Raw genomic sequence first — 24224 nt, 5'->3', positions numbered from 1 at the left:
TCACTTAAGGAGTCACATGCAAGTTTCAAAAGGAATGATAGTTGTCGTTGATGATGACGAAGATATTCGTTTAGCGCTGTCGATGCTGCTGTCAAACCATGGTTATCAAGTACTAGAGGCGAGTAGTCCTAAACAGTTGGCGCGTATTGTGGCGCAGCAACTACCTCAACTAGTATTACTAGATATGAACTTCAGCCGCGATACAACAAGTGGTGGCGAAGGCCTTGAAGTGCTTTCTCAGCTCACACAGCAAAATATTCGTACGGTATTGATGACCGCATGGGGAAACATTGAGCTTGCCGTTAAAGGGATGCAGCTTGGTGCTGCGGATTTCTTTGAGAAGCCGTGGGATAATCAAAAACTTCTCGATGTCGTGGACAAACATATTTATTCGTCTACAGAATCAGGCAGTAACGCACATCGCAGAGCAACCACAAAACCCGCTAAACGGGCCAATGCATGGGTTGCCCAATCGCCTGCAATGCGCCAGTTAGAAGAGATGATTGAACAGGTGGCCAACACGCAAGCAAGCGTACTTATTTTAGGTGAAAATGGAACGGGTAAATCACTATTGGCTGAGCGCTTACACCTACTTTCAAACCGAAATAGTGCACCGTTTGTCTCAGTAAATATGGGCGCTATTCCTGAAAACCTCTTTGAAAGCGAACTATTTGGACACGTTAAAGGTGCCTTTACTGATGCCAAAGACGCACGCAAAGGACGATTTGAGTTGGCGCAAAACGGCACGCTATTTATGGATGAAATTGGTGCCTTGCCAAATGCCGTGCAGCCAAAATTGCTACGCGTATTAGAAAGTAATGAGTTTGAGCCGGTGGGTTCAAGTACAACGCACAGTGCTGATGTCAGAATAATTAGCGCGACAAATGCCAATCTTAACGACATGGTGGAGAGTGGTAATTTTAGGCGAGATCTGATGTTTCGTTTAAATACTTTTGTACTCTCCTTACCGCCCTTACGAGAAAGAAAAGAGGATATAACCTTACTCGCCACGCATTTCATTGAATCGTTTTCAGCTAAGTACCAAAAAGCAAAATTAACGCTGAGCGATGATGTAGCCATTTTACTTAATAACTACTCTTGGCCGGGCAATGTGCGCGAGCTTAGCCACGTAATTGAACGTGCCGTCATTTTGTGTCGAGAGACAGAGATTTTGCCTGCTCACATTATGTTACCTGACGACACTCAGTCTAAGGATGAGAGCAATTCAAACGTGTTACGCTCTTTAGATGATGTGGAATATGACATGATTACCCACGCCCTCAAAAAGTACCAAGGCCATGTTAGTAAAGCCGCTTCTGCATTAGGTATTTCTCGTAACGCGCTGTATCGCAGATTGGAAAAATACCAGTTAAGCAAAGAGGATTTCGAAGTTGATTAAAACGCGGCGCTCCGTGGAGTTCAAAATCAAAGTTGCGCTTGTCTTTACTGTGCTTATGTTCCTTGTCATGGCGGGTATCATCGGCGTTGCGTTTGAATGGTCGTTGTTGGCAATCTGCACCATGCTATTCTTTTTATCATACCCGCTTTGCTGGGCAGCATGGCGAGTTTGGGATTTTTGGTGTTCATCCATTATGCGCGTAAGTACCTATGTGCAAAGCGTCAATATGGGGGAATCTAGTACGAGCTTAGCAAGGCGAGGCTCGTCAGTACTCATTGATGATCTCGTTAGAGAAATTGAACTGTTACAATCAAAAAGTGCAATAGGAAGCACATCGACCCAACTACTCCCTATTCTGCTGTCGCAGTTGTTTGAAGATATCCCTATTGTCATTATCGCTTTCGACGACAACTTCACATTAATTTATGCTAATCGAGAAGCGTATGCCATGCGCGAGGTGAGCTTATTGCAGGGCATGCATGCTCAACAACTGGGCTTTACAGTTAGTAAAGACCAAATCCATCATCCAGCACTGACGCGAAGTTGGCGCTGTCAGTCGAGTGCACTTAATTATATGCAGCAGTCAGCTTACCTTTTCACTGCCATCAATATTGACTCAGAACTTAAACAAAGTGAGCAGGCCGTACAGAATAACATCGTTAGAGTGCTAAGCCATGAGCTGCGAAATACGCTTACACCTATGTCGTCTATGGCGGATACATTGTTATCGATGTCTAATTGGGATCTTGAGCAAGTGCGCAAAGTGCTGAGCAGAGTAAAAAGTCGCTCTGATGGGCTACTTAGCTTTGTAGAGCGATTCGCAGAAGTGGCAAAAATACCCGAGCCACAATATGAGCGTTTCGATTTAACGACTGTTGTTGAGCAAACCAAGACGCTATTAGGCGAAAAGGACCAATTGCGTTTTTCAGGTCAACACACCTGTTATGGCGACCCACAGTTATTAGCTCACGTACTTATAAACCTTGTTAAAAATGCATTAGAAGCGGTCGAAGAGAACGATGCCATTATCGACGTGCAATTCTATTTAAGTGATTCACAACAACACCTTATTGTTACAGATAACGGTACGGGGTTCTCAAATATAGAAAACGCGAAAACGCCGCTTTTTACCACCAAAGAACACGGGGCAGGTATTGGCTTAGCGTTTGTTGAATCAGTTGTCAGCAAACACGATGGAAAGCTATCTCTCTTAAACGGCGCAAATGGAGGCGCCAAGGTTGAGTTGGTGTGGCCATCACATTAAAACTCGCAAGCACAGAGTGTGGGTTCGCGTTATACTCAATCAAGAGCGTTGATGTTTTCATAGGTAAAACGTGAAGCTAAACAAAGCTACCGAATTAATTCGCCTGCGCATTGCACTTATCATAGGTGCCTGCCTTGTTTTAGGTTTTATGGTGGCAGATGTTCTGCTTTTACCTAGTAGTATGTACTCGCTTTACTTTTTTGACCGTCTTCTCCTGCAACTACCCATCATTGCTGTGGTCGTCGTTTTTTCTTTTTGGCACCGTTTTGCGCAATGTAAACAGTTTCTTTTTACCGGACTGTTAGTGGCACTGACCTACAGCAATTATTGGCTTATTTGGTCGTGCTGGCATGAATTTCAATTCGTTTTCCCATATGAAGGCACCATTTTGTATGCTTTCTTTTGTGTATTCGCGTTAGGCATTCCTTTCAAACTGGCCGTTGCTGCGAATACCATCAATATATTGGGTTTTTTGACGCTAATGTGGTTTGCGCCAGTGTATGGTGACAGAGTCGCTATTTCTATTGCATTTGTGTGCGGTTCTCTATTCATCTGTGCCTATGCTAAGTATCGTCTTGATCGCAGCGTAAGTATGCTTAAAGAGAGTAACGACAGGTTACTAAAATTAAGCAAGTACGACCCATTATCAGACCTACTCAATCGGCGAGCACTACGCGAGCTAAGCGTGAAATTGCTCGCACTAAGCAAGCGTCACAAGGTGTCTATGGCAGTATTGATGCTCGACCTTGATGATTTTAAGAAATACAACGATAGCTTTGGGCATCAGCAAGGTGATGACGCGATAAAATTGCAAGCCGATATTATGCGTAGCGTATTTAAGCGAGACACGGATATTTTAGGTCGCTATGGCGGAGAGGAATTCATTGTTGTGTTAAGTGATATCACTAAGCAGCAAGTGGCAGTGCACTGCGATGCGCTACTTGATAAGTGGAAGCAAAAAAAGGTTGTACATGCAGATAATGCGAAACATCCGACGATGAGCTGCTCTATAGGCGCGGTAGTCGCTTCTGACTTACGTGATATTACTATAGACAAACTCATCGATAAGGCCGATCAGGCTCTCTATGCTGCTAAAGAAAAGGGTAAAGCATGTACAGAATTAGTGACGTATGAGAGATAGTCTTAAGAAAATGCCTGTATCTTTGTCGTTTAATGTCTGGTTAACAATGTTGTGATCTCGTGTTAACTCTTTATTATCAACTTTGCTTATAAATGCGTCGAAGTTGTTGCTATAATTGTAAAAAATGCGATAAAAGTCCGTAAATGTCGTTTACTTGCATTGAACAAAAGTACTCATATCCGTAGAATGCCCAGCTGCAATTTTTCCCCTATTACTATGAGTATTTTATGAAGCAACAGTTTTCTTTACGTGCCTCAGTATGCTTAGCGCTAGCTACTTTAGCCTCTTCATCTGCGCTAGCTGCTGGTTTTCAAGTTAATGAACACAGTGCAAATGGCCTTGGTCGCGCTATGGCCGGCCAAGCGGCTAAGCCAGAGAATGCCTCTATTCTTGCAACTAACCCCGCTGCTATTGGTGTATTTAAAGAAGCTGAATTCAGTGCATCTGCAAGCTTTATTGACCCAAATGTAGATATCGATGGTGCAGTAACATACAACCTAGGTGACACAGTAGTAAGCGCAAGCCCAGCAGCGGAAGACAACATCGCTGATACAGCAATTGTGCCAAGCTTTTTCTATGTTTCTCCTATTAATGACAAGCTCTCTGCTGGTGTAGGCGTATTTACAACCTACGGTCTTCGTTCAGACTACTCAGATGATTTTGGAGCGCTTCATTTCGCTGACACGGCAGAAGTAAAAACGGTAACGTTAAACCCTGCTGTTTCTTACAAAGTAAACAAGCAGCTTATGGTTGGCTTTGGTTTAAACATTACCTATGCAGAAGCTGAGATTGGCTCTGGCGTATCCAATACACTAGCAGGCACAGTTGCTGGCTTAGCGCCGACAGCAGAAGCATTAGGCATTACCCTACCAACACTTACCCCAGGTGCTTCACTATTTAGCATGGAAGGGGATGATTGGGGCTACGGCTGGAATGCAGGTATTTTCTGGCAGCCAACTGATATGACAAATATTGCGCTTTCATACCGCGCAGAAACTAAGCTTGAGCTGGAAGGTGCGGTGTCATCACAAACACCTATTTTCCCTATTAACCTTAATCAGCCTGGTAGCCTAGATTTAAACCTTGCGGCAACGACTGAATTAGCTATTGATCAAAAAATTGATAGCCAGTGGTCTGTACAAGCAAGCGTGGTGTTCACAGATTGGAGCACATTTGAAAAGCTTGAAGCTAACCTAGAAGATGGCGTTGACTTCCTTATTAAAGAAGAGAACTTCGACGACTCTTGGCGTGCGGCTATCGGTGTGACTTATGCCTTGAATGACGAGATTACACTTCGTGCTGGCTATGCGTATGACGATGGTGTGGTGTCAGTAGAGAATCGCTCTTTAAGTATTCCTGATACTGACCGCCAGTGGTTCTCTGGTGGTTTGACGTATACGATGAGTGACGACACTTCAATTGATGTAGCGTACGTGTTTATTGATGGCCGCGAAGCGAAAATCGACAAAGACAGAACGATTTTAAGTAACGTTCTACCAGGCACTGACTTTACGACTAACTTTTCTGGTACTCAGTCAGCAACTGCTCATATTCTTAGCGTACAGCTAAATACACGCTTCTAATTTTCATGCACAAGCTAATAAAAAGGCAGCCACTGGCTGCCTTTTTTATATCTGCTCAAACAACTCTTGTAAGCAGGTAATTGCTGCGCTTATCTTTTTAGGGACAAGGTCTCTTTTTGGTGTAACGGCATACACGGTGTAATCCGGCAATTGCCAGTCACAAAACAGTTGTTTCATTTCACCTGATTTAAGAAGGTGACGGATCTCTGGTTCTGGTAACACCGCATAACCCACCCCGTCTTTCGTTAGTTGAATTAGGGTTTGCATGGAGTTGACATCAATACGCTGTGCATCGAGTTCGTAACTTTCGTGTTGTTTGTGCTCCATGGTATAGGTATCGATATGACGGTGCGAAATGTACGTATACTCGTTAAGTTGTTCGGGCGTTATGAGTGTTTTACTAGCCAACGGATGTGATGACGATACACATAAAATGCGTTGCCATGTTGCTAGCTCTAGACTACTAAAATTAGTGTCTGAAACAGGTGCAAAACACAGTACCAAATCGGCGCACGATGCGATGATATCCTTGGGTTCGTCGGTAAGCGTTAACGACAGAGAAAGTTTGGGAAATGCTTCGCATAAAGTGCGCAAAGGCTCACTTAGCAACCCGCCGCCAAACCCTTCTGGCGCAATAATATTGATTTTACCAGATGGATTGTCTTGCAGACTTTCAATCTGCTGTTGTGCGACGTGTGCCGTTTCAAGCATTCGCTTGCTAGTATCGTAGTAAATTCGCCCAGCTTCTGTCAGACTCAAGCTTCTGGTATTGCGATTAAACAAGCTTAGACCGATATCTTGCTCTAGCTTTCTTAGCTGTTGGCTTATTGCAGAAACCGTCATGTGTAACTCTCTTGCGGCTACACTCATGCTGCCACTATCGGTGACTGCAACAAACACCTGTAGTGATCGTAAAAGTTTTGAATTCATGGCGCCTTAGTCATCCTTTTATGGCCGTAATGTTCAATTTTCGCTTGTTATTATTATTTTTAATTGCTTGTGCGCTTATTTCGCTAGCATGGTAATAGTATTAAATTTTTGCAATGAAATAGCGAAGTCTGCCGTATTTTATCGCCAATTAGCGCTTTTCTGGCTTTCTTTACCAAATCTTTACTGGTGAAAATTTATTCTATTTAGCTGCATATTAAATATTAATATGCACGATTTTGGTGAATTTGTATCCATTTTGTAGATGTTTTGTTTTAAGAAAGTAAAACCTGTTTATTCACTCTTTTAATGTGACAATAAAGTGGTAGCTTATTAAAGCGTGTTGAGCTTTGCTGCAAAAACGTACGGTAAAAAACAACACGCTCTAAAAAACTAACCGTTCCTAGCGAGAATAAAAATGAAAAAGTACCGCGTTCTTTTACTCATCCTCTTTACCTCTGTGTGGCTTGGAGGGTGTGCTTCGGTTGAAAAAAGCGCTTCGATTGATTTTGGTCCAGCGACATTTACACAGCCCGGTTTTACCGCAATAACAGTAGCCTATGCACCAGAGATGGAGGGCATTCTTAACAGAATAGCGCAAGATCCTAACGCTTCTATTCATACTACTAAGACCATTAAAGGTGTAACTTACCGCTTAGGTACCTACCACGACGAACCGATTCTGGTATTCGCTACCGGAATGAGTATTGCCAACGCAGCCATGACAATGCAAATGGCCTTAGATTACTTTCCTGTCAAGCAGGTGGTATACATGGGGATTGCAGGTGCAGTAAATCCCAAGTGGCAACCTGGCGATGTTATTGTGCCAGCGCGTTGGTACTATCATGATGAAAGTGTCTACACCAACGAAGACCCGAATAACCCCGGCCAATATATCCTGCCAGAATACTATGCGGCGTTTATGGAAGAGCAAGAATCTCGCCGCGCCCAAGACCCGCACATACCACACTATAAGCCTTTCCACTTTATTCATCCCGACGAAGTGTTAATCGTGAAAGACGGTATGGATAAACCGAAAGACACTGCTTACTTTAGTGCATCTGAGCGCTTGCTTGAGGCAGCGAAACAGGCCATGGCAGAAATGCCCGTACAACGTGTATTAGATGAGCGGGACGCTAAGTTATTTGTGGGCGGTAATGGCATAACGGGGTCGGTATTTATGGATAACCGAGAGTACCGTAAATGGACACGAGACGTTTTTAACGCTGAAGTAACTGAAATGGAATCAGCTGCAATTGGTCAAGTGTGCACGATTAACAATGTAGACTGGGTGATTGTGCGCGCTATCAGCGACTTAGCTGGTGGGCAAGAAGGTGTGAACGTGGAGAATAAGTTTGATAAAGAAGTATCGCGCATTGGGGCCAATGTACTGTTTTCTGTATTAGACACATTGGCTGAAAAATAAAGATGTCACGTGTGAGTGTTGGCTGAATACTGGCCAACACTCACACCCCAAAATTCGCCTATATGCTATCTGTGCATTGGTGAATGCACGAAAACGCACTGTTCACCCTTGGTTCCTTTCACCTAACGAATAGTGCGAACCAGCTTTATCGTATTGGTTGCTAATTTTACTTCTATAAGAAATACCACCAATGCACTGATGAGAAACATCATTGCTAAAATGAAAAGTACGATAACGGGCGTTTTCAAATCTACTACCCACAGTGAGCCAGAGAACAACGCCACAATGACGGTACATACCATTAACCCAGCTGCGACACACAATCCTATTGCCCAGTTGATCACTTGTACTCTGCGCCATAGCACCTTAATTTCCGCTTTTGAACGGTCAACAATATGAGGGTCAGAAAGTGTGTGAATTTGGCGTTCTGCCACCCTCACTCTATCTGAGATACGACCTAATCGAGAAGACATTACATTGAGAAAGCCAGCAATACCGGTAAGCAAAAATACAGGGGCAACAGCGAATTCGATGAGCTGCGAAAGACTGGGAATTAGGGTGTCCAATAGTATCCTCCAAGTGTAGTTCGTCTAGGACCGTAATAACGTGCCAGAGCAAACACTATGCCACGAGAAAAATTGATGTACTGCCTTTTTTGATACTTATCTTTAAAATATTGGTTTTTAGCTTATGTTCAGAGGCTTACAGGGTACAATGTTTTATAGTGCCGTTGATTTACACCTTAAAGGATAAAACATGACTGTGAAGCCGTTGTTTCTCTTGTCTCTTTTTACCACCACTTCAGTGCTAGCAGCACTTTCTGCCACGGCTATGGGGGACGAGGCTAACTACATAGAACGTATCGAAACAACATCAAGTCGTATAACAGGCAAAGCCAAAGCAAATGGTTATGTCGTTTCTTCAATCAACAGCGACGATCTTTCGCTACTTTCACTTCAGCATATTCAAGAAGCGCTCAACTACGTCGCGGGTGCTGGGGTGCAGCGTGGCAATGGTCAAGAATATCTACCTGCACTTCGTTCACCTGTACTAACGGGGGCAGGTGCCTGTGGTGGTATATTAGCGGCAGAAGACGGCATTGCACTTCGAGCCGCAGGTTTTTGTAATATTAACGAATTGTTTGAAGCTCATGGCGAAATGGCTGAGCGTATTGATGTGCTAAAGGGTCCCGCGTCACCACTTTATGGATCAAACGCTATTCATGGTGTGATAAATGTTGTTACGCCTGATACCACTGTTAGTGAGGGCTTATTGGCCTACGACTATGGCTCATTTGGCTTTAATCGCATAAAGCTAAGACAGGGAAAGGATTTTGGGCAAAGTGGTGTTGGCATTAATGCCAGTATCACGCGAGACAATGGCTATCGTGACAAAGAAGGTGTTGACCAAGAGAAAGTGAACCTGCGGCATCGACTAAACTTAGCCGACACTGTCATTACTTCCGGGTTTACCTACACTAACCTTGATCAAGATACAGCAGGATATATTACGGGCTTTGAGAGTTATAAGAACGACAGCGTAGCGCAAGCTAACCCCAATCCAGAAGCATTTCGCAAGGCACAAAGCACAAGGTTTTGGAGTAAAGTCGAAACCTCTTTTGACGGCGGCCATACACTGTCGATAACGCCTTACTTACGCGACCAAAGCATGGACTTTTTGATGCACTTTTTGCCAGGAAAACCGCTAGAGAAAAATGCGCAACATGGGTTAGGAGTACTGTCGCAACTGAACTATGTAATGAGTCCAGCATTAAATATTGATGTGGGTATTGACGTTGAATACACCGAAGGGGAACTTGTTCAGTCACAAGATGCGCCAACGCAAGGGTCGGCTTTTTTAGTTGCTACTGTGCCACAGGGCAAGCACTACGATTACGATGTTGACGCCACTCTCATCGCGCCTTTCTTTGCGCTTAACTGGCAACAAGCCCGTTGGAATGTATCGGTAGGTGGGCGATTTGAAAGTATGGAGTATGATTACACAAATAACATGAACGCAGGGCGTCTACGCGAAGATGGCACTGAATGTGGTTTCGGTGGTTGTCGTTATTCTCGACCTGAAAGTGGCAAAAATGATTTTGATAATTTTAGCCCATCGCTAAGCGCGAGTTATCGATTAGATGGTCAAACCTATGTGTACATGGGGCTATCTCGTGGTTTCCGCGCTCCGCAAGCGACAGAATTGTATCGCTTGCAGCGCGCTCAGCAAGTCGCCGACCTAGACTCGGTAACGGCGACAAACTATGAAGTAGGTCTTAAAGGGCTTATGGATAATGGGCGCTATACATTGTCATTGTACAGTTTACGTAAAAACAACGTGATTTACCGTGACAGTGATTTTTTTAATATCAATAACGGTGAAACATGGCACCGAGGCATTGAAGTAGAACTAAGCCAGGCTATTTTACCGAACTGGACGTTTGATGTGGCAGCGAGCTATGCACGACACACTTATGAACACAGTCAACTTCAAGGTGAAGTCGATATTAAAGGTAACGATATCGATACCGCACCTAAGCTACAGCTTAATGCGCGGCTAAGTTACGATGTTACCGATACCATTCGAGCTCAATTAGAATGGCAGCATGTTGATGATTATTTTACAGATGCTGAAAATGCCAATGAATATGAAGGGCACGACTTGCTGCACGCCAGAGTGAGTTACGGGATTACCAGCGACATCACAGTTAGCGCAAGAATAAACAATCTGCTTGACGCTGATTATGCCGACCGTGCTGATTTCACAACCTTTAGTGGTCCTCGTTATTTTCCGGGTAGACCGCGCAATTTCATGCTTAGCGCATCACTAGCGCTATAGCACTATATTTAAAAAGCGCCTGTATACGCTTGTGCCCAAGTGTATACAGGCGTACTCTTAGGTATTAATCATCGCTGACAAAAGTTAGCGAGCAACGCATACCTAACGTAAAAGACATGGGTTGCAGTCATGCCACGTATTGCTATTGCAAAAGCAGTAGTCATAGGTGGAATGATTGTAAATAGGTAAAACCCATGCAAAAAATAGTTATTGTTGGTGGCGGTGCTGGTGGTCTAGAACTAGCCAGTCGCTTAAGCCGCACCCTCGGGAGAAAGAAACAAGCCGAAATAACCCTTGTCGACCGCAGTCGAACCCATATCTGGAAGCCACTTCTGCACGAAGTTGCCGCCGGTGTTATCGATAAACATTCAGACGGTGTGGATTATGCCATTCACGCTGCGGCTCACCATTATCGCTTTCAATTAGGCGAAATGTGCGCACTGGATGCTGAATCGCAAACCATCACACTGAACCCTCTAATTGACGAAGAAGGTGCCCAAGTATTGCCTGAACGTCATATCCATTATGATCAACTGATTCTTGCCATTGGTAGTGTTAGCAATGATTTCGGCACCCCCGGTGTTGCTGATAACTGCTATTTTCTCGATTCACTTTTGCAAGCTGAACGTTTTCACCGCGCTCTGCTAAACCAACTTATCCGTATCAACCAGCAAGAAGATAAAGATGCTCGTATTAATGTTGCTATTGTTGGGGCTGGCGCAACAGGCACTGAGCTCGCCGCTCAGCTTCATCACGTGGCTAATTTATCAAAGGCCTACGGTATGCCAGACATGTCAGCTTCGCGCTTGAAAATTACTATCGTGGAAGCGGGAGAACGTATTTTGCCTGCACTTCCTGAGCGTATAGCAAATTCAGCGAGAAAAGCATTACATAAATTGGGCGTCGATATAAAAGAACAGACCATGGTGGCCGAGGCCGATGAAAATGGACTGATCACCAAAGACGGTAGCCGAATTGATGCGGACTTAATGGTATGGGCGGCAGGCGTTAAAGCGCCTGACTTTATTACTAAAATGGGGTTGTTTGAAACCAATCGCGCCAATCAAATTTTAGTCGATAAGCAATTGAGAAGCTCTACGCATAAAAATATTTGGGTGTTAGGCGATTGTTGTGGTTTTCAACAAGACAACGGTAAATGGGTGCCACCAAGAGCACAATCGGCACATCAGATGGCTGATATTGTGGCATACAATATAAAGGCGTTGTTTAACCAAAAAGAAGTGAAACCCTTTGTCTATCAGGATTATGGGTCGCTGGTTCACCTAAGTAAATACAGTACTGTTGGTAGCCTAATGGGCTCTTTATCAAACAGCAGCATGTTTATCGAAGGGCGTTTAGCTAAATTGGTTTATGTGTCTTTGTATAATATGCATCAGTTTGCGGTACATGGAAAAATTAAGGGTGCACTTAAATTACTCGTTAAAAAGCTTAGCCATGCCATTAGCCCAAAGTTAAAACTTCACTGACTACACTGTTGAATGGTTAGCATGAAAAAGCCCCTACTTAGGGGCTTTTGTATTTATTTTGGAAAAAGTGTGCGGTATGCAGTGAATTACTGCTTAACACCTTCTACATGAAGCTCGAGTTCAACGGTTTGTGATGCTGGACCCAAGTCGTAGTCAATACCGAAGTCTTTAAGAGCAATGGTTGTAGTTCCCGCAAAGCCTGCGCGGTAACCACCCCATGGGTCTTTACCTTCACCGATTTTTTTGGCTTCGATCGTAATAGGTTTAGTTACGCCGTGAAGCGTGAAATCACCCATTACGTCCATCATACCATCGCCTTTATCGACAATTTTTGTGCTAACGAATTTAGCTTCAGGAAAATCGTCAACATTGAGGAAATCGTCGCTTTTTAGGTGCTTATCGCGCTCAGCATGGTTCGAATCGATACTGTCAGTATCGATAGTTACCATGATTTTCGCTTTGCTTGGCATACTGTCATCGTAGCTGAATGTACCTTCAAAGTCGTTGAAACGACCGGTTAACCACGAGTAGCCAAGATGTTGAATCTTAAAGTTAATAGAGGCATGTGCACCTTTGCTATCAATAACATAATCCGCTGCGTGAGCAGTGCTTAAAGACAGCGCAGCTGCCAAGGCAAGTGTTAACTTCTTCATTATTTCTCCTTAAGTGTATCTATCGAAGCCGTAACATCTGCTTCATTGTGTCGTCTTTATTAATAAAGTGGTGTTTCAATGCCGCAAGCGCATGCAGTGCAGCAACAATAATTACTGTCCAAGCCAAATAGAAATGGATGTCACCTGCCACGTCTTCCTGATTTTCTATCAGCTCACCAAAGGCGGGTACTGAAATCCAATTAAAGATATCAATAGCGCGTCCGTCAGCTGTTGAGATGAGGTAGCCCGATATAAATAGACCAAACAGCAGCAAGTACAAAAGGCCATGTCCTATTTTGCTCAGTGCTTTTTCCACCTGATTTCCATAGGTAGGAGGACGCGTTGAAATCATCCGCATAAGTACGCGGTAAAGTGTTAACGCAAACAGGATTAAACCTACGCTTTTGTGCCAATGCGGAGCGGTTTTGTACCAATCGCTGTAATAGGTCAAGTCGACCATCCACAGGCCTGAAGCGAACATGCCAATAACGACAATCGCAGTTAGCCAGTGTAGTAGCCTTATTGTCAGTGGCCATTTAGCTTTCATCAATATCCCTTGGTGTTATCTAGTACCAGTGAGTGTATGTCTTAAGTTACGAATTAAACATTGCATTTTTTTTGTGAAACTATTCGTCTTTTTCGAATTTGAAAGCAACACCTAATGGTGACCTTATCGTCCAGTGGAAGAAAAATTGCGCTTAGCTGAACTGTTAAACGGCTAAAATGAGCCTATAGTTTAATCAGTGGGCAAAATATTCAATGCGAATTGGCGGTCTTGCTCACGACATCAATTAACTGAACAAGGTTTTACATCGTGCGTGTATCGTTTGTAGTACTGGCTTTGATTATGCCTGTACTGTTTTCTTCGCTACTAACATTCTCTTCTATTGGAGAAGAAAAACGCGCGATTACGCATTCCAATAAAGATAAAGCTGACAGTTCAATATCATTTGTTGTGGCGCAATGGGAGTTAAGTGCGTCCGATGTACCAGAAGATGATGTTGATGATGATGGGCTTTCGCTTTACGCTTTGCTTGAGAGTGAGCATAGTGGTGACCTAACAAGTTCTGCAACACGACCCATTCATTTTCGCATTTATCGCGAAATCACTATCCGAGGACCTCCTTCGTTTTCTTAATCAAAGCCCCCTTTTTTATTATTTTGATTAGGAGATGTAGGTATGCACGCCTTAAATTTATATAAAACCGAAACTATCGATACGTTAGCATGGCCAGTGGTTGAAAATACGATCACCGTTAATTCCCCCGCAATGGCTGTGTTTACCGATTTTAAACAACACCTACCCCATGTCATAGATGGTAGAACGCCCGCCACGAAAGTGGAGGCGATAATGCGTCAGTCACACGTAAGAATGATGTTGGTAGTCAACAGTGAGAATCGCTTCATGGGTATTGTGACAAGTCATGATGTAGGCGAGCAGCAGCTGATAAAGCGTATGACTGAGCTCAATCTAAAGCGAGAAGAGCTTTCTGTAAATGATTTCATGCGCCCCAAAACGTCGCTGATGTCGTTTGATTTTGTTGAACTTGCCCGTTCCTCAGTCGGTGATGTCATTGAGACGCTCAAAGACTATGGGCAGCATCATTGTTTGGTAATGGATAGAGAATCCCATGAAGTGCGAGGTGTTATCAGCGTTAGTGATATAGCCAGAGAGCTTAAGTTACCGCTCGATATACAAGGGCGCCCAACATTTGCTGAGCTCATTACTATTCTCGCTGCCTAATTGGCTATTTTTTTGAAGTGAACCATACTTTGAATGCAGTGACATTATCTGCATTCGAAGTGTGGCCTTACGTCAACTTCGATGTTCTTTGTTATCTTAGTCAATGTCTGAAAAAGCTTGGTGAATGCAATAAGAAATGAAGTTGAGGCGAAGTTATGAAGTACGCTCATGGTGAGTACGTAGTAAGCCGTTGTGGAGCGATAATGGCTGTTCAGGCACAAGGACCATGGAATCGTGAGTGCGTAGTTAAATTTGCTGAAGATTACCGGTCAGAAAGAGAAGGCCTAGCTGGAAACCGATGGGGAGATATCGTTTTCGTGACGGGCGAATCGCTTTTCGTTCCGGATGCTGCCGACGTACTCAAGTCTCTAGTGAAGAGTGTTATGAAACTGGGCTTAAGTCATATTGCAGTGGTGTTAGGTAACTCTACAGTGCGCTCATCCACTAAAACGCAATTAGAAAAAATATACAATAGTCTCGGGATTGCCCACGTTTTTGTTGAAACTAATGATCAGGCCGTGCACTGGTTAGAAAGTGAAGGCTATTTAATCGATAAAACAGCACTTTTAACTCACTATCTCAAATCCCCTACAAATCCGAATTAAGTTACAGCGACAATTGGCCTTAGCGTTATGTCGAGCATGAATGGTATGTAAATAGCATTCTAACTATCAATATGGACTAACAGCAATGCAAAACATAGAGATAGAATTATGAATAGAACGCTATTTCCCACCAGTGTGGTTACAAAAGCATTTACCTGGGCTTACCAAGAGCTTGGCCTAAATATTAAACAAGCCTCTGAAATATTGGGTATTTCACCTTCATCACTTGCGCAAACTACCCTGTTAGGGTTTGAGAGTGGCACGAGGGAATATCGAACGCAGCTTGCTTTCATTCGTATGTATCATTTACTCATCACTATGTCAGAAGGGGACAGTGAGCAAATGCAAGTGTGGTTCACTCGATACAATATCGACTTGGCTGCGTCGCCTTTTTCTGTTTGTAAGTCCTCTGATGGTATTGAACAGGTCACAGAGCATCTGCGCAGCGTTAAACAGCAGCAAGCGCTAGGATACGGCCTCATGGATACACTAGAGTCACATACTTTACGAAGCAAAGTTTCTCAAAGTAGTGCCTTTCATTAGCGTTATTCCGCAGCCTTTGGCGATACTGCATCCGATGATGTAACGCTTTCGATAAATGCTGCGCAAGCTTCTGGCTGTGTGATAGGGACCATGTGACCGGCTTCAGATAATAGCTGGGATTGTGCATCTGGTAGTTCGCTCAAAACCGCTGACATGTGTGTGTTCGGATCTAAAATAGCATCTTTTTCACCGTACAATACGCCCACTGGGCATGTGATATCACGATACCGGTCTTTCTGACGGTGCAAGCTTCCTTGTGCAGATACTGTATCGCGGCTCCCTTCGTAAAAACTTCTAGAGTGTAATGCAAGTATGCCTCCTCCGTTTACCGCGAAGTCATGAGGGACAGCTTCTGGGTAAAAAATTTGTCCGACTTGCTTCTTTCCAAACTGCACGCGAAGTGGGCTGGCAATTGTCGATGATACCGTCTTTCTTACGGGTTCATGGGGGATATAAAGCATTGATAGCGGGCCTGCACCACCTGTAAGGGGGGTTGTGAGTGGGCAAAGTAAGGTGACAGACGAAATTGTGTCAGGAGCGTCGAGTGCCATTCTTAAGGCAATTCCTCCACCCATCGAGTGGCCCACGAGGGACGCTGAATGGATATTTTCTTTTTCCATCCATTCTAACAACATCGCACTTTGCGTTTCGAACGTAGCTGATGTGTGACGAAATCGAGATGAAAAGCCACTACCAGGTCTATCCACACAATAAACGGTGTACTTCTCTGCAAGTAAACTGGCTAATGCAGCGAAATTCCTACTGTTGCCAAGTAAGCCGTGTATCAGAATTAAACTGGGACCATTGCCTTGTACTTGCCAGTGAATAATACCACCATTGACAGTAGTAAGTTTTCCGCTAGGCGAAAAGTTCTTCTCAATACCTTTATCGACTTTATTGGTAAAGAGCACACCAGCAATAATAAGCAGAGCAATAACAATAAGCAGTATGAACATGAAAAGTTCCAGATGAATGTGTAGTTTTTAAGCTATCCATTTCGGTTTTGAAGATCAACAAACTCTTAATGATAGATCTCAATACACGCTTTAGTGCGTCGCTTTTCTTTAAGTATTAAGGTGAGCCAGCATAGCTGATACACTTGTTATAAATGCAGTGGTAAAGACCCTGCTAAAGAACGTCGTACTGAATTACAGGTCCTGAACAATGGAAATACGTATTACATCGTCAATCTCAATTGATGATAGCGAACTCGAGATGCAAGCCATTCGAGCACAAGGCAGTGGTGGGCAAAACGTCAATAAGGTAAGTAGTGCAATTCATTTGCGGTTTGCTATTGGTACTTCATCGCTACCGCAAGAGCTTAAAGAAAAGCTGTTAAGCTTAAAAGATAGCCGTGTAACTAATGACGGCATATTTGTACTAAAAGCACAGAGTTTTAGAACACAGGAACAAAACAGAGAAGATGCTGTTGAGCGGCTAATAGCATGGATAAAGGCAGCGACGATTGAACAGAAGCCGCGCAGAGCGACAAAGGTAAGTAAATCGGTAAAAGTGCGCCGAGGTGAAGTAAAAAAACAACAAAGTGCGAAAAAAACACTACGCAAGAAAGTGGAATTTTAGCCACAAATAGCCTAAAGTATAACCCTATTTAGAATGTCATTTCTCAAGACAACGGAAAATTCTTAAAATAATAAACGAATGTGTCTTGTGTTTGTGCTCAATATTGGAACTTAGGGAAGCATTTAAGTGACTCGGTCAGACGTTATTCCTATGGTGCTCTTTGCGGCCATTGTCGTGTCGCTGGGAATTAACACACCTCAAGCAGCGAATGAGATTATTGCTCGTTTGTTCAATAAATCGATTTCTCAAAGCGAACTTCAACCGTCAAAGGCGGATGTTGATCGTTTCCAATCTATTCTTACCGATAAATCAGAAAAAGAAGTAAAAACGCTTCTTGCTCAGCGTGCACTCGGCACTAAAATTACTGAATCGGTGTTGGCTGATTTTGCTAGCAGAAATGCCATTGAGCCAAATGCAGGTGAAATACAGTCGGCCTATGCCGTTATTAAATTATGGACTGTCGACTTGGATGAAAACTCAAGTTATCAGGAAGATGAGCTAGAGCGCTATCGGCTAGCCATGGCTGAAGGTATGGCAAAAAGTTGGAAAGTATCAAAAGCATTATATGAGGCTTATGGTGGCGATGTTGTGTTTCAACAAGACAATCCGCTAACGCCGGTTGGTGCTTATCAGAAGCTATTTGAGCAATATCGCGAGCAGGGTGAATTTGTAATTTATGATCCTGTGTTTAAAGCAGCGTTTTGGAACTCTGTGCGTATGAAGTACGCAAATACCTACGATGAAGGTAATATCGACTTCTCTGTTCCTTGGTGGGAAAAGAGCATGACTGCTGCAGAAAAATGAGTATCTCAATCATCTTACTTTGTGAAAGGCCGTGTTAATTAACACGGCCTTTTTTTATGAATTAAGTACATCTACGGTTGCATGAAAACTAGTTAAGGTAACCGTCTACTTCTTTTTCGGCTTCGTCACGACTTTTGCCGTACGCTTGTTGAATCTTACCGACCAATTCTTCACGTCGACCGTCAATTACATCCAAGTCGTCATCGGTAAGTTTGCCCCATTTTTGCTGCACCTTACCTTTCATCTCTTTCCAATTACCTTCAATACGATCACTGTTCATAACTTGCTCTCCTTATCCAAACAATTGGTTCAAAAACTGGCTCAAAAAATTGTCCAGTTACCATAGAACTAGCAAATGGTGTTCCATGGCGTAGGTGTATGAAAGTAATGTGTTTTTTTGTAGGATATTGTGTGAGTAAAATAATTTATATGCAGAATTTACAAGCGCTTGCAAAGCCTACAGGAAAGCGTAAATGTAATCGGGGTATAAAGGAAAAGGCAAAAGAAAAGGGGCTAAAAGCCCCTTAAAAAATCACAACATAACTTGGAAAACACGTTTACACACCACAAAATCGCACACTCAACGACTTCATGTATAAATTAAGATAGCGCAATTCCAAAAAGGTTCCGCGTTTATTGAAATAAATAGGTAAAAATATAAATACCTAATTCATCGCCGGTGTTTCGGCCTGGCTCTGCTGTTTTACATGGCGAAGCGTTATAAAACTAATGCACGCAGTAATCGCAATTAGCGTAGATGCTACCGCGAAAGGCAGTGCAATATTTTGTTGATAGATTAAGGCTGCCAGAGGTGGGCCTACTATATATCCCATGGCTGTTGTTGCGGTAATAAGCCCGGTAATAGATGATTGTTGTTGGGGAGCGCAGTAAGTGGTTGCTGCTGCCGCTAGCGCTGGGTATGCCATACCCATACCAAGGCCCATAATTGCCATGGCAAGATATAGAACTTCAAACGTACTTTGCAAAAATAAGAGTAAATACGCGAGTGCAAGTAGTGGAAGTGCCAGTGATATCATCGCCTCTTTGCTAATTCTAGCTTTTTGTACCACTGTAAATTGGATGGTTAGTGAAGCAGCTGCGCTGCACATCATGGCAAAGCCAACTTGGCGGGCCGCATCAACAGGGGAAAGATGGTAAAAATCGATAAAGAAAAAGCCTAGTGATTGCTGCATCATCGCCATAGCACAAAATACGCAAATACAGGCGGCAACAAATACATAAGGTACACGCGAGCTAGCTATTTCTGATGAGTTAGCAGAAGTCTGAATGTTTTGCTGTGAAACCGGTGCCAGTACAGGAAGTTTTACATAAACGAGTAATAGTGCCAGCAGTGTGAGCAAAACAATACTGTAAAGTGGTGCGAGTAAGCCGAACCCAACTAATAGCCCAGCGTACGCAGGCCCGATAATCTGGCCTACATTACTAGCCGATGTTACTTTACTAATTGCACTAACCCGCCCTTGCACAGAGCTGATGGCAACAGCATAACCCACTGCTGACGGTGGTGTGGCTGACATTATTGTTGATTGTAAGCTTCGACTTAGCAGCAAGGCTAAAAACAAATTGGTTCCGCTTATGAACCCTGAAAATCCCGCCATCCAGGCGCTTGCAAAGGCAAACGTTCCCAAGCTATACCCGGTCAAACCAACCATCAATATTCGTTTAAAGCCAGCTCGTTTAGCAACTTTGCTCCATACGTTAGTGCCGAGGGCGAAGATAAATGCAGAGCTCGACATGATAGTGGCAATATGAAATTCCGTCAGCTCAGCTTCTCTTCCCATAGATGGCAACGTCGTAAGCATGACGCTTTGGCCAACTGAGGTAGCAAGTAGTGCGCAGAACAAGACACGAAAAACAATGGGTGTAGAGGAAGCCGGTAACACTTATTAAAGCCCTTAAACACTAGGCAAATTAGACGGCAAGCAGTATATCATAGCGACGCTAAAAAAATGCCCGCCAAAGGCGGGCCAAAATCAGAGGTATGTAAAGGCCGGGATGGGCCTTTGAGGGGAGAGGGTAGTCGCCTGATGACAACTCACTAATAACATCGACGACATTACCAGTGTCCTCACAATGGTTTCGCTGAAGGAACACACAAAGTCATTCAACGAATCCAAATAGGGTCAACAATCCCTTGCTGCACGAGACATCACTGTCAAAGCTTTCGATGTAGGTACTCTTGTACTTGTTTGCATTCCTTTTGAAACAAGTTCGTTGCATCCTGCGAGTTTATTTAGGTTGTCTTTTACCTAACCTCATCATCGTCCAGCGCTTAACGAATACAAAACACCTTGTCCTTAGCATCGATATCAAAACACTCCGGTTTCCTTGTTGACCAAGTCCATTTACATCCAATGTCGTCAACGTCAATATCAATCACCCATGCAATCTGGTCTCTCCGTTACTAAAGCCTTCCTGGCTACACATTGCATTCTGTCTTTATCCGTTAGTCTAATCTATGCTTTATCTGTGCCATAAATTTATTTTCGAAAGTAACATGTTTATATCTTTGATTTTTATGGGTTTATTTGTTCTTCTGTAAGTAGAGTAAAAAGCTACTACACGCACTTTGAAAAAACGATATGTAGTTTTTTCAAAGTGTGTGTCGCGTTTTACAAACAACAAAATGTGCTGGCTCGGTACTGTTTAAAAAATAGCTTGATCTTAGTGTATTAATATAAGATTATTTATATATAAGATTTATCTTATTTTGATTTGTCTTGAGTTAAGTTGGTTCTTTGGAGTTTTTATGACAGCACTAAGTACTCGCATCGTCGAAAAGTTATTGTGGATATCTACGCATAAAGGGAAATGGGTATATGCCGCATTGCTTGCGATAGTGTTATTTTGTGCATTCCAAATGCGTCTTATCGCGATTGACACCGATCCGGAGAACATGCTCGAACGCACTCATCCTGCGCGTACTTTTCACAATGAGACAAAACAAACCTTCGCCATGTTTGATGCCATTGTTGTTGGCGTGATTGCCCCGACGGGCGACATCTTCACACAAGAAAACCTAGTGGCTATCGATAGTCTTACCCAGCATATTTTATCTATAGACGGTGTTGTCGAACGGGATGTGATGTCGTTTTCCACGGTGGATAACATTACACAAGGTGATCAGGGCGAGTTGGTCTTTTCTTGGATGATGTCAGCACCTCCCGCATCAGATGTTCAGGCTAAAGATATTGCCTCTGCAATTTCGCGACTGCCTATGCTAGATGGCACGCTAGCGTCGTCGTCAGGCAACGCGGCGGCTATTTATGTACCAATAAAAGATAAAAACGAAAGTTATCGCATTGCACAAGATATTCGCCTGTTCTTAGAGAACAGTGGTAAAAGTAATGCAGATAGTCGAGATTCTAACAGCACATTGCAGTGGCACATTACTGGCCTTCCGGTGGCCGAAGACCAATTTGGTGTTGAAATGTTCGTACAGATGGGCATTGCAGCGCCTGCGGCGGGCTTGATGATTTTTGTTCTTCTGTTTGTGTTTTTCCGCAATCTCACCTTGATTAGTGCCCCTATGGTAGTGGCGATGGCAACTGTCATCATAACCATGGGCGCGCTAATTGGTATGGGGTTTACGGTGCATATCATGTCATCAATGATTGCGATTTTTCTTATGCCCATAGCCGTCGTAGATTCTGTACACATTCTTTCTGAATTTTCAGACCGCTATAAGCCTAGTCAAAAGGCAAATGAGGTCATTACTACCGTTGTTGAGCATCTATTTAAACCCATGCTGTTTACGTCACTGACATCGTCGGCGGGTTTCTTCTCTCTCATGCTAACGCCCATTCCACCAGTGCAGATATTTGGTGCTTACATTGGCTTTGGTATTTTATTAGCGTTTGTGATTACCCTCACGTTTATACCGGCATACATCTCGCACATGTCAGATGCATCACTACAAAAACTTCAGCAATCACTTCACGAAGGTAGAAGTGAAACTTTGCTGCAGCGCGGCATAGACCGTGTTCGTTATGTCGCACTCAACTATAAAAGTGCGCTGTTAATAACGTTTACCATAGTATCTGCTGTGTCTGTGTGGGGTATTACGCAAATTCAAATAAACGATAATCCCGTGCGTTGGTTTAAATCTGACCATGAAATTCGTGTGGCAGACCAGGCACTAAATCAAGCGTTTGCGGGTACTTATAACGCCTATATCGTGATTGAGAGTAGCCGCGAGGCCGAGAGCGCAGAGCGTATTTTAGCAACTTCGCAATTGCCAGATTCGCTTAACCAATGGAAACAACAAACGCTGACACTGCTGCAACAAGAAACTGAAGATAATCGACTTAGCCAGCTTTCCTTACGCATAGATGATGCACTTTTTGACGTCACTGACGATAGCGCAATAACAGCCTTGGAAGCATTCTCTAAACGCGTAGAAACCATTAAGCGAGAAAGTAAAATATTTCAACAGCCAGAGAACGTAGCGCTGCTAGCTAAATTACAGGCCTATCTTAATGAGCAAGCGTTGGTCGGTAAATCTCAATCGCTAAGCGATATTGTTAAAGTGGTCAACCGAGAGCTTCGCTCAGGGCAAGACAAAGACTACGTACTACCCACAACACAAGCGGCAATTGCACAAACCCTATTGCAATACCAGTCTTCACACCGTCCGCAAAACTTATGGCATTTTGTAACGCCTGACTATCAGAAAACGCTGGTATGGCTGCAACTAACCAGTGGTGACAACCAAGATATGACCCAAGTAATCAAGCTGGTAGATGATTACTTTGCGCAAAATCCGTTACCTGAAGGCTTGCGCTATCAGTGGGCAGGCAAAGCCTATCTCAACGTGGTATGGCAAGAAAATATGGTGGCAGGCATGCTCGAAAGCTTGCTAAGCGCATTCATTATTGTGTTCTTGATGATGGTCGTACTGTTCCGCTCACTGGTGTTTGGCGTACTCGCTATGTTGCCATTGACCATCACCATCACGTTTATCTATGGCGCAATTGGCATTGTTGGCAAAGATTACGATATGCCAATTGCCGTGCTGTCTGCACTGACACTGGGGTTGTCGGTAGACTTCGCTATCCACTTTTTGGCAAGGGCAAAAGAAATATACAAAGAAACGGGCAATGTAAACGCCACCTTAAACGCTATGTTCGACGAGCCGGCAAGTGCGATTACTCGAAATGCGTTGGTTATTGCGCTTGGATTCACGCCACTACTACTGGCGCCACTGGTACCTTACATCACGGTGGGCGTTTTCCTCGCCAGTATTATGTTTATTTCGGCGCTGGTCACCTTGTTGGTGTTACCCGCGGCCATGATCATGTTTAAACGTTGGGTTTTCAAGGAGGCCTAAAATGCGCGTTACAACTGTTCTTTCTGAAAATATAAAGTTATTCACGGTATGGGTGATAGCACTGCTTGTATCAGCCACTACGCTCGCTGCACAGCCATCAGAGCAGCAAGCTAATACAGACATGGCACTCGATGTCGATACAATTGTTAAAAAAGCCGAGCAGGTGGCGTACTACTCTGGCAAAGACGGTAAGTCTATGGCGCGCATGCTCATTGTGGACGAACAAGGCCGTAAACAAATGCGTCAGTTCACTATTTTGCGCAAAGACGTAACCACTGATGAAGGCGCAGATACTGGCGACCAACGCATGCTGGTGTTTTTTAGCCGTCCTACAGAAGTACAAGGCACGGTTTTTCGTGTTGAAAAGCATGCTGACCTCAATACTGATGACGACCGTTGGTTATATCTTCCGGCGCTTGATTTAGTGAAGCGTATTGCCGCAGGAGATAAGCGGACGTCGTTCGTAGGCTCTCATTTTTTCTATGAAGATGTGTCGGGGCGCGCAATCGCGCAGGATGATTTCACCTTGGTTTCTCAATCTGATACACATTATGTGCTTAAGGCTACCCCTAAAATGCCTCAAAGCGTTGAGTTTACCCACTATCTGGTTGAAATCGACAAGCGTACTTTCTTACCAACCACCATTAATTTTTATAAAGGTGATAACAATTATCGTCGTGTTGAAGCGGTAAGTGTGGAAATTATTCAAGGCCACCCTACAGTGGTGCGCAGCAAGGTGTCAGATTTAGCCTCAGGAGGGTATACCTTAATGGAGTTTAAAGGTGTGCAGTACGACGTTGACTTACCCGATAGTATCTTTAGCGAGCGCAGTCTGCGTGTGCCGCCACAGGCATACATGAACTAGTATGTGAGCTGATC

At 43.7% G+C, this 24224-nt stretch carries 22 protein-coding genes; 15 read left to right on the top strand and 7 right to left on the bottom strand.

Annotated elements, in window-relative coordinates; translation table 11 throughout:
- The first annotated feature begins 16 nt into the window (after nt 1-16).
- From JN178_RS18895 to JN178_RS18880, 4 genes are all read left to right on the top strand, one after another.
- Complete coding sequence (locus tag JN178_RS18895; protein WP_232369628.1) at nt 17-1399, top strand: sigma-54-dependent transcriptional regulator; 1383 nt, start codon at nt 17-19, stop codon at nt 1397-1399.
- A 13-nt stretch (nt 1400-1412) separates the two neighbouring features.
- Nucleotides 1413-2663 carry a sensor histidine kinase gene (locus JN178_RS18890; RefSeq protein WP_202262841.1) on the top strand — a complete coding sequence of 417 codons (1251 nt, stop codon included), beginning with the start codon at nt 1413-1415 and terminating at the stop codon, nt 2661-2663.
- A gap of 70 nt (nt 2664-2733) precedes the next feature.
- Nucleotides 2734-3804, top strand: coding sequence for a GGDEF domain-containing protein (locus tag JN178_RS18885; protein WP_202262840.1), 1071 nt, complete (start codon nt 2734-2736; stop codon nt 3802-3804).
- A gap of 227 nt (nt 3805-4031) precedes the next feature.
- Nucleotides 4032-5387 carry an OmpP1/FadL family transporter gene (locus JN178_RS18880; protein ID WP_202262839.1) on the top strand — a complete coding sequence of 452 codons (1356 nt, stop codon included), beginning with the start codon at nt 4032-4034 and terminating at the stop codon, nt 5385-5387.
- A 45-nt stretch (nt 5388-5432) separates the two neighbouring features.
- On the opposite strand, the gene JN178_RS18875 is transcribed toward JN178_RS18880, so the two are convergent.
- Entirely contained in the window at nt 5433-6317 is an 885-nt protein-coding gene (locus tag JN178_RS18875; RefSeq protein WP_202262838.1) for a LysR family transcriptional regulator, read from the bottom strand.
- 415 nt (nt 6318-6732) lie between these two features.
- Between JN178_RS18875 and JN178_RS18870 the strand changes: the two genes are divergently transcribed.
- A complete protein-coding gene (locus JN178_RS18870) occupies nt 6733-7740 on the top strand; it encodes a 5'-methylthioadenosine/S-adenosylhomocysteine nucleosidase family protein (RefSeq protein WP_202262837.1) in 1008 nt (335 codons plus the stop codon).
- A gap of 122 nt (nt 7741-7862) precedes the next feature.
- On the opposite strand, the gene JN178_RS18865 is transcribed toward JN178_RS18870, so the two are convergent.
- The gene (locus JN178_RS18865) at nt 7863-8306 is read right to left on the bottom strand and encodes a DUF2721 domain-containing protein (protein WP_202262836.1); all 444 of its coding nucleotides are present in this window, start codon (nt 8304-8306) and stop codon (nt 7863-7865) included.
- A 190-nt stretch (nt 8307-8496) separates the two neighbouring features.
- Between JN178_RS18865 and JN178_RS18860 the strand changes: the two genes are divergently transcribed.
- Nucleotides 8497-10578, top strand: a complete 2082-nt coding sequence (locus JN178_RS18860) for a TonB-dependent receptor (RefSeq protein WP_202262835.1) — start codon at nt 8497-8499, stop codon at nt 10576-10578.
- A 194-nt stretch (nt 10579-10772) separates the two neighbouring features.
- On the top strand, nt 10773-12065 hold the full coding sequence (locus tag JN178_RS18855) for an NAD(P)/FAD-dependent oxidoreductase (RefSeq protein WP_202262834.1): 1293 nt from the start codon (nt 10773-10775) through the stop codon (nt 12063-12065).
- 86 nt (nt 12066-12151) lie between these two features.
- Here JN178_RS18855 and JN178_RS18850 read toward each other — a convergent pair whose 3' ends face one another.
- Both JN178_RS18850 and JN178_RS18845 read right to left on the bottom strand, forming a co-directional pair.
- Nucleotides 12152-12718 (bottom strand): YceI family protein, encoded by a 567-nt coding sequence (locus JN178_RS18850; RefSeq protein ID WP_202262833.1) that lies wholly within the window; start codon nt 12716-12718, stop codon nt 12152-12154.
- A gap of 19 nt (nt 12719-12737) precedes the next feature.
- Nucleotides 12738-13265 (bottom strand): cytochrome b, encoded by a 528-nt coding sequence (locus JN178_RS18845; protein WP_202262832.1) that lies wholly within the window; start codon nt 13263-13265, stop codon nt 12738-12740.
- 267 nt (nt 13266-13532) lie between these two features.
- On the opposite strand from JN178_RS18845, the gene JN178_RS18840 reads away from it, so the two are divergent.
- The 4 genes from JN178_RS18840 to JN178_RS18825 all read left to right on the top strand — a co-directional run bounded on the left by JN178_RS18840 (nt 13533) and on the right by JN178_RS18825 (nt 15610).
- Nucleotides 13533-13856 carry a hypothetical protein gene (locus JN178_RS18840; RefSeq protein ID WP_202262831.1) on the top strand — a complete coding sequence of 108 codons (324 nt, stop codon included), beginning with the start codon at nt 13533-13535 and terminating at the stop codon, nt 13854-13856.
- A 42-nt stretch (nt 13857-13898) separates the two neighbouring features.
- Entirely contained in the window at nt 13899-14462 is a 564-nt protein-coding gene (locus JN178_RS18835; protein WP_202262830.1) for a CBS domain-containing protein, read from the top strand.
- Nucleotides 14463-14617: 155 nt separating this feature from the next.
- Nucleotides 14618-15067 carry a hypothetical protein gene (locus tag JN178_RS18830; protein ID WP_202262829.1) on the top strand — a complete coding sequence of 150 codons (450 nt, stop codon included), beginning with the start codon at nt 14618-14620 and terminating at the stop codon, nt 15065-15067.
- A gap of 108 nt (nt 15068-15175) precedes the next feature.
- Nucleotides 15176-15610, top strand: a complete 435-nt coding sequence (locus JN178_RS18825; protein WP_232369627.1) for a hypothetical protein — start codon at nt 15176-15178, stop codon at nt 15608-15610.
- 2 nt (nt 15611-15612) lie between these two features.
- Here JN178_RS18825 and JN178_RS18820 read toward each other — a convergent pair whose 3' ends face one another.
- A complete protein-coding gene (locus JN178_RS18820) occupies nt 15613-16566 on the bottom strand; it encodes an alpha/beta fold hydrolase (protein ID WP_202262828.1) in 954 nt (317 codons plus the stop codon).
- Nucleotides 16567-16774: 208 nt separating this feature from the next.
- On the opposite strand from JN178_RS18820, the gene arfB reads away from it, so the two are divergent.
- Nucleotides 16775-17191: an alternative ribosome rescue aminoacyl-tRNA hydrolase ArfB gene (gene arfB, locus JN178_RS18815; protein ID WP_202262827.1), complete on the top strand. Its 417-nt coding sequence runs from the start codon at nt 16775-16777 to the stop codon at nt 17189-17191.
- A gap of 126 nt (nt 17192-17317) precedes the next feature.
- The gene (locus tag JN178_RS18810) at nt 17318-17995 is read left to right on the top strand and encodes a hypothetical protein (RefSeq protein WP_202262826.1); all 678 of its coding nucleotides are present in this window, start codon (nt 17318-17320) and stop codon (nt 17993-17995) included.
- Between the two features lie 88 nt (nt 17996-18083).
- Here the strand turns inward: JN178_RS18810 and JN178_RS18805 are convergent, their stop codons facing one another.
- Entirely contained in the window at nt 18084-18275 is a 192-nt protein-coding gene (locus tag JN178_RS18805) for a CsbD family protein (protein ID WP_202262825.1), read from the bottom strand.
- Between the two features lie 385 nt (nt 18276-18660).
- On the bottom strand, nt 18661-19899 hold the full coding sequence (locus JN178_RS18800; protein WP_269752170.1) for an MFS transporter: 1239 nt from the start codon (nt 19897-19899) through the stop codon (nt 18661-18663).
- A gap of 866 nt (nt 19900-20765) precedes the next feature.
- Between JN178_RS18800 and JN178_RS18795 the strand changes: the two genes are divergently transcribed.
- Both JN178_RS18795 and JN178_RS18790 read left to right on the top strand, forming a co-directional pair.
- Entirely contained in the window at nt 20766-23345 is a 2580-nt protein-coding gene (locus JN178_RS18795; RefSeq protein ID WP_202262824.1) for an efflux RND transporter permease subunit, read from the top strand.
- A gap of 1 nt (nt 23346) precedes the next feature.
- Complete coding sequence (locus tag JN178_RS18790) at nt 23347-24210, top strand: outer membrane lipoprotein-sorting protein (RefSeq protein WP_202262823.1); 864 nt, start codon at nt 23347-23349, stop codon at nt 24208-24210.
- The last annotated feature ends 14 nt before the right edge of the window (nt 24211-24224 follow it).

Origin of the sequence: Alteromonas sp. KC3 (assembly GCF_016756315.1) — a bacterium.
Classification (GTDB): domain Bacteria; phylum Pseudomonadota; class Gammaproteobacteria; order Enterobacterales; family Alteromonadaceae; genus Alteromonas.
The sequence above is the reverse complement of the archived record's forward strand: the minus strand, read 5'-3'. Positions and strand labels throughout refer to the sequence as shown.

Bases quoted from the DNA above. Each gene is read 5' to 3' on its own strand.
- JN178_RS18845 (WP_202262832.1), bottom strand. From the start codon at position 13,265: ATGAAAGCTAAATGGCCACTGACAATAAGGCTACTACACTGGCTAACT.
- JN178_RS18850 (WP_202262833.1), bottom strand. From the start codon at position 12,718: ATGAAGAAGTTAACACTTGCCTTGGCAGCTGCGCTGTCTTTAAGCACT.
- JN178_RS18795 (WP_202262824.1), top strand. From the start codon at position 20,766: ATGACAGCACTAAGTACTCGCATCGTCGAAAAGTTATTGTGGATATCT.
- JN178_RS18895 (WP_232369628.1), top strand. From the start codon at position 17: ATGCAAGTTTCAAAAGGAATGATAGTTGTCGTTGATGATGACGAAGAT.
- JN178_RS18830 (WP_202262829.1), top strand. From the start codon at position 14,618: ATGAAGTACGCTCATGGTGAGTACGTAGTAAGCCGTTGTGGAGCGATA.
- JN178_RS18870 (WP_202262837.1), top strand. From the start codon at position 6,733: ATGAAAAAGTACCGCGTTCTTTTACTCATCCTCTTTACCTCTGTGTGG.
- JN178_RS18820 (WP_202262828.1), bottom strand. From the start codon at position 16,566: ATGTTCATACTGCTTATTGTTATTGCTCTGCTTATTATTGCTGGTGTG.
- JN178_RS18875 (WP_202262838.1), bottom strand. From the start codon at position 6,317: ATGAATTCAAAACTTTTACGATCACTACAGGTGTTTGTTGCAGTCACC.
- JN178_RS18825 (WP_232369627.1), top strand. From the start codon at position 15,176: ATGAATAGAACGCTATTTCCCACCAGTGTGGTTACAAAAGCATTTACC.
- arfB (WP_202262827.1), top strand. From the start codon at position 16,775: ATGGAAATACGTATTACATCGTCAATCTCAATTGATGATAGCGAACTC.
- JN178_RS18835 (WP_202262830.1), top strand. From the start codon at position 13,899: ATGCACGCCTTAAATTTATATAAAACCGAAACTATCGATACGTTAGCA.
- JN178_RS18855 (WP_202262834.1), top strand. From the start codon at position 10,773: ATGCAAAAAATAGTTATTGTTGGTGGCGGTGCTGGTGGTCTAGAACTA.
- JN178_RS18880 (WP_202262839.1), top strand. From the start codon at position 4,032: ATGAAGCAACAGTTTTCTTTACGTGCCTCAGTATGCTTAGCGCTAGCT.
- JN178_RS18805 (WP_202262825.1), bottom strand. From the start codon at position 18,275: ATGAACAGTGATCGTATTGAAGGTAATTGGAAAGAGATGAAAGGTAAG.
- JN178_RS18860 (WP_202262835.1), top strand. From the start codon at position 8,497: ATGACTGTGAAGCCGTTGTTTCTCTTGTCTCTTTTTACCACCACTTCA.
- JN178_RS18790 (WP_202262823.1), top strand. From the start codon at position 23,347: ATGCGCGTTACAACTGTTCTTTCTGAAAATATAAAGTTATTCACGGTA.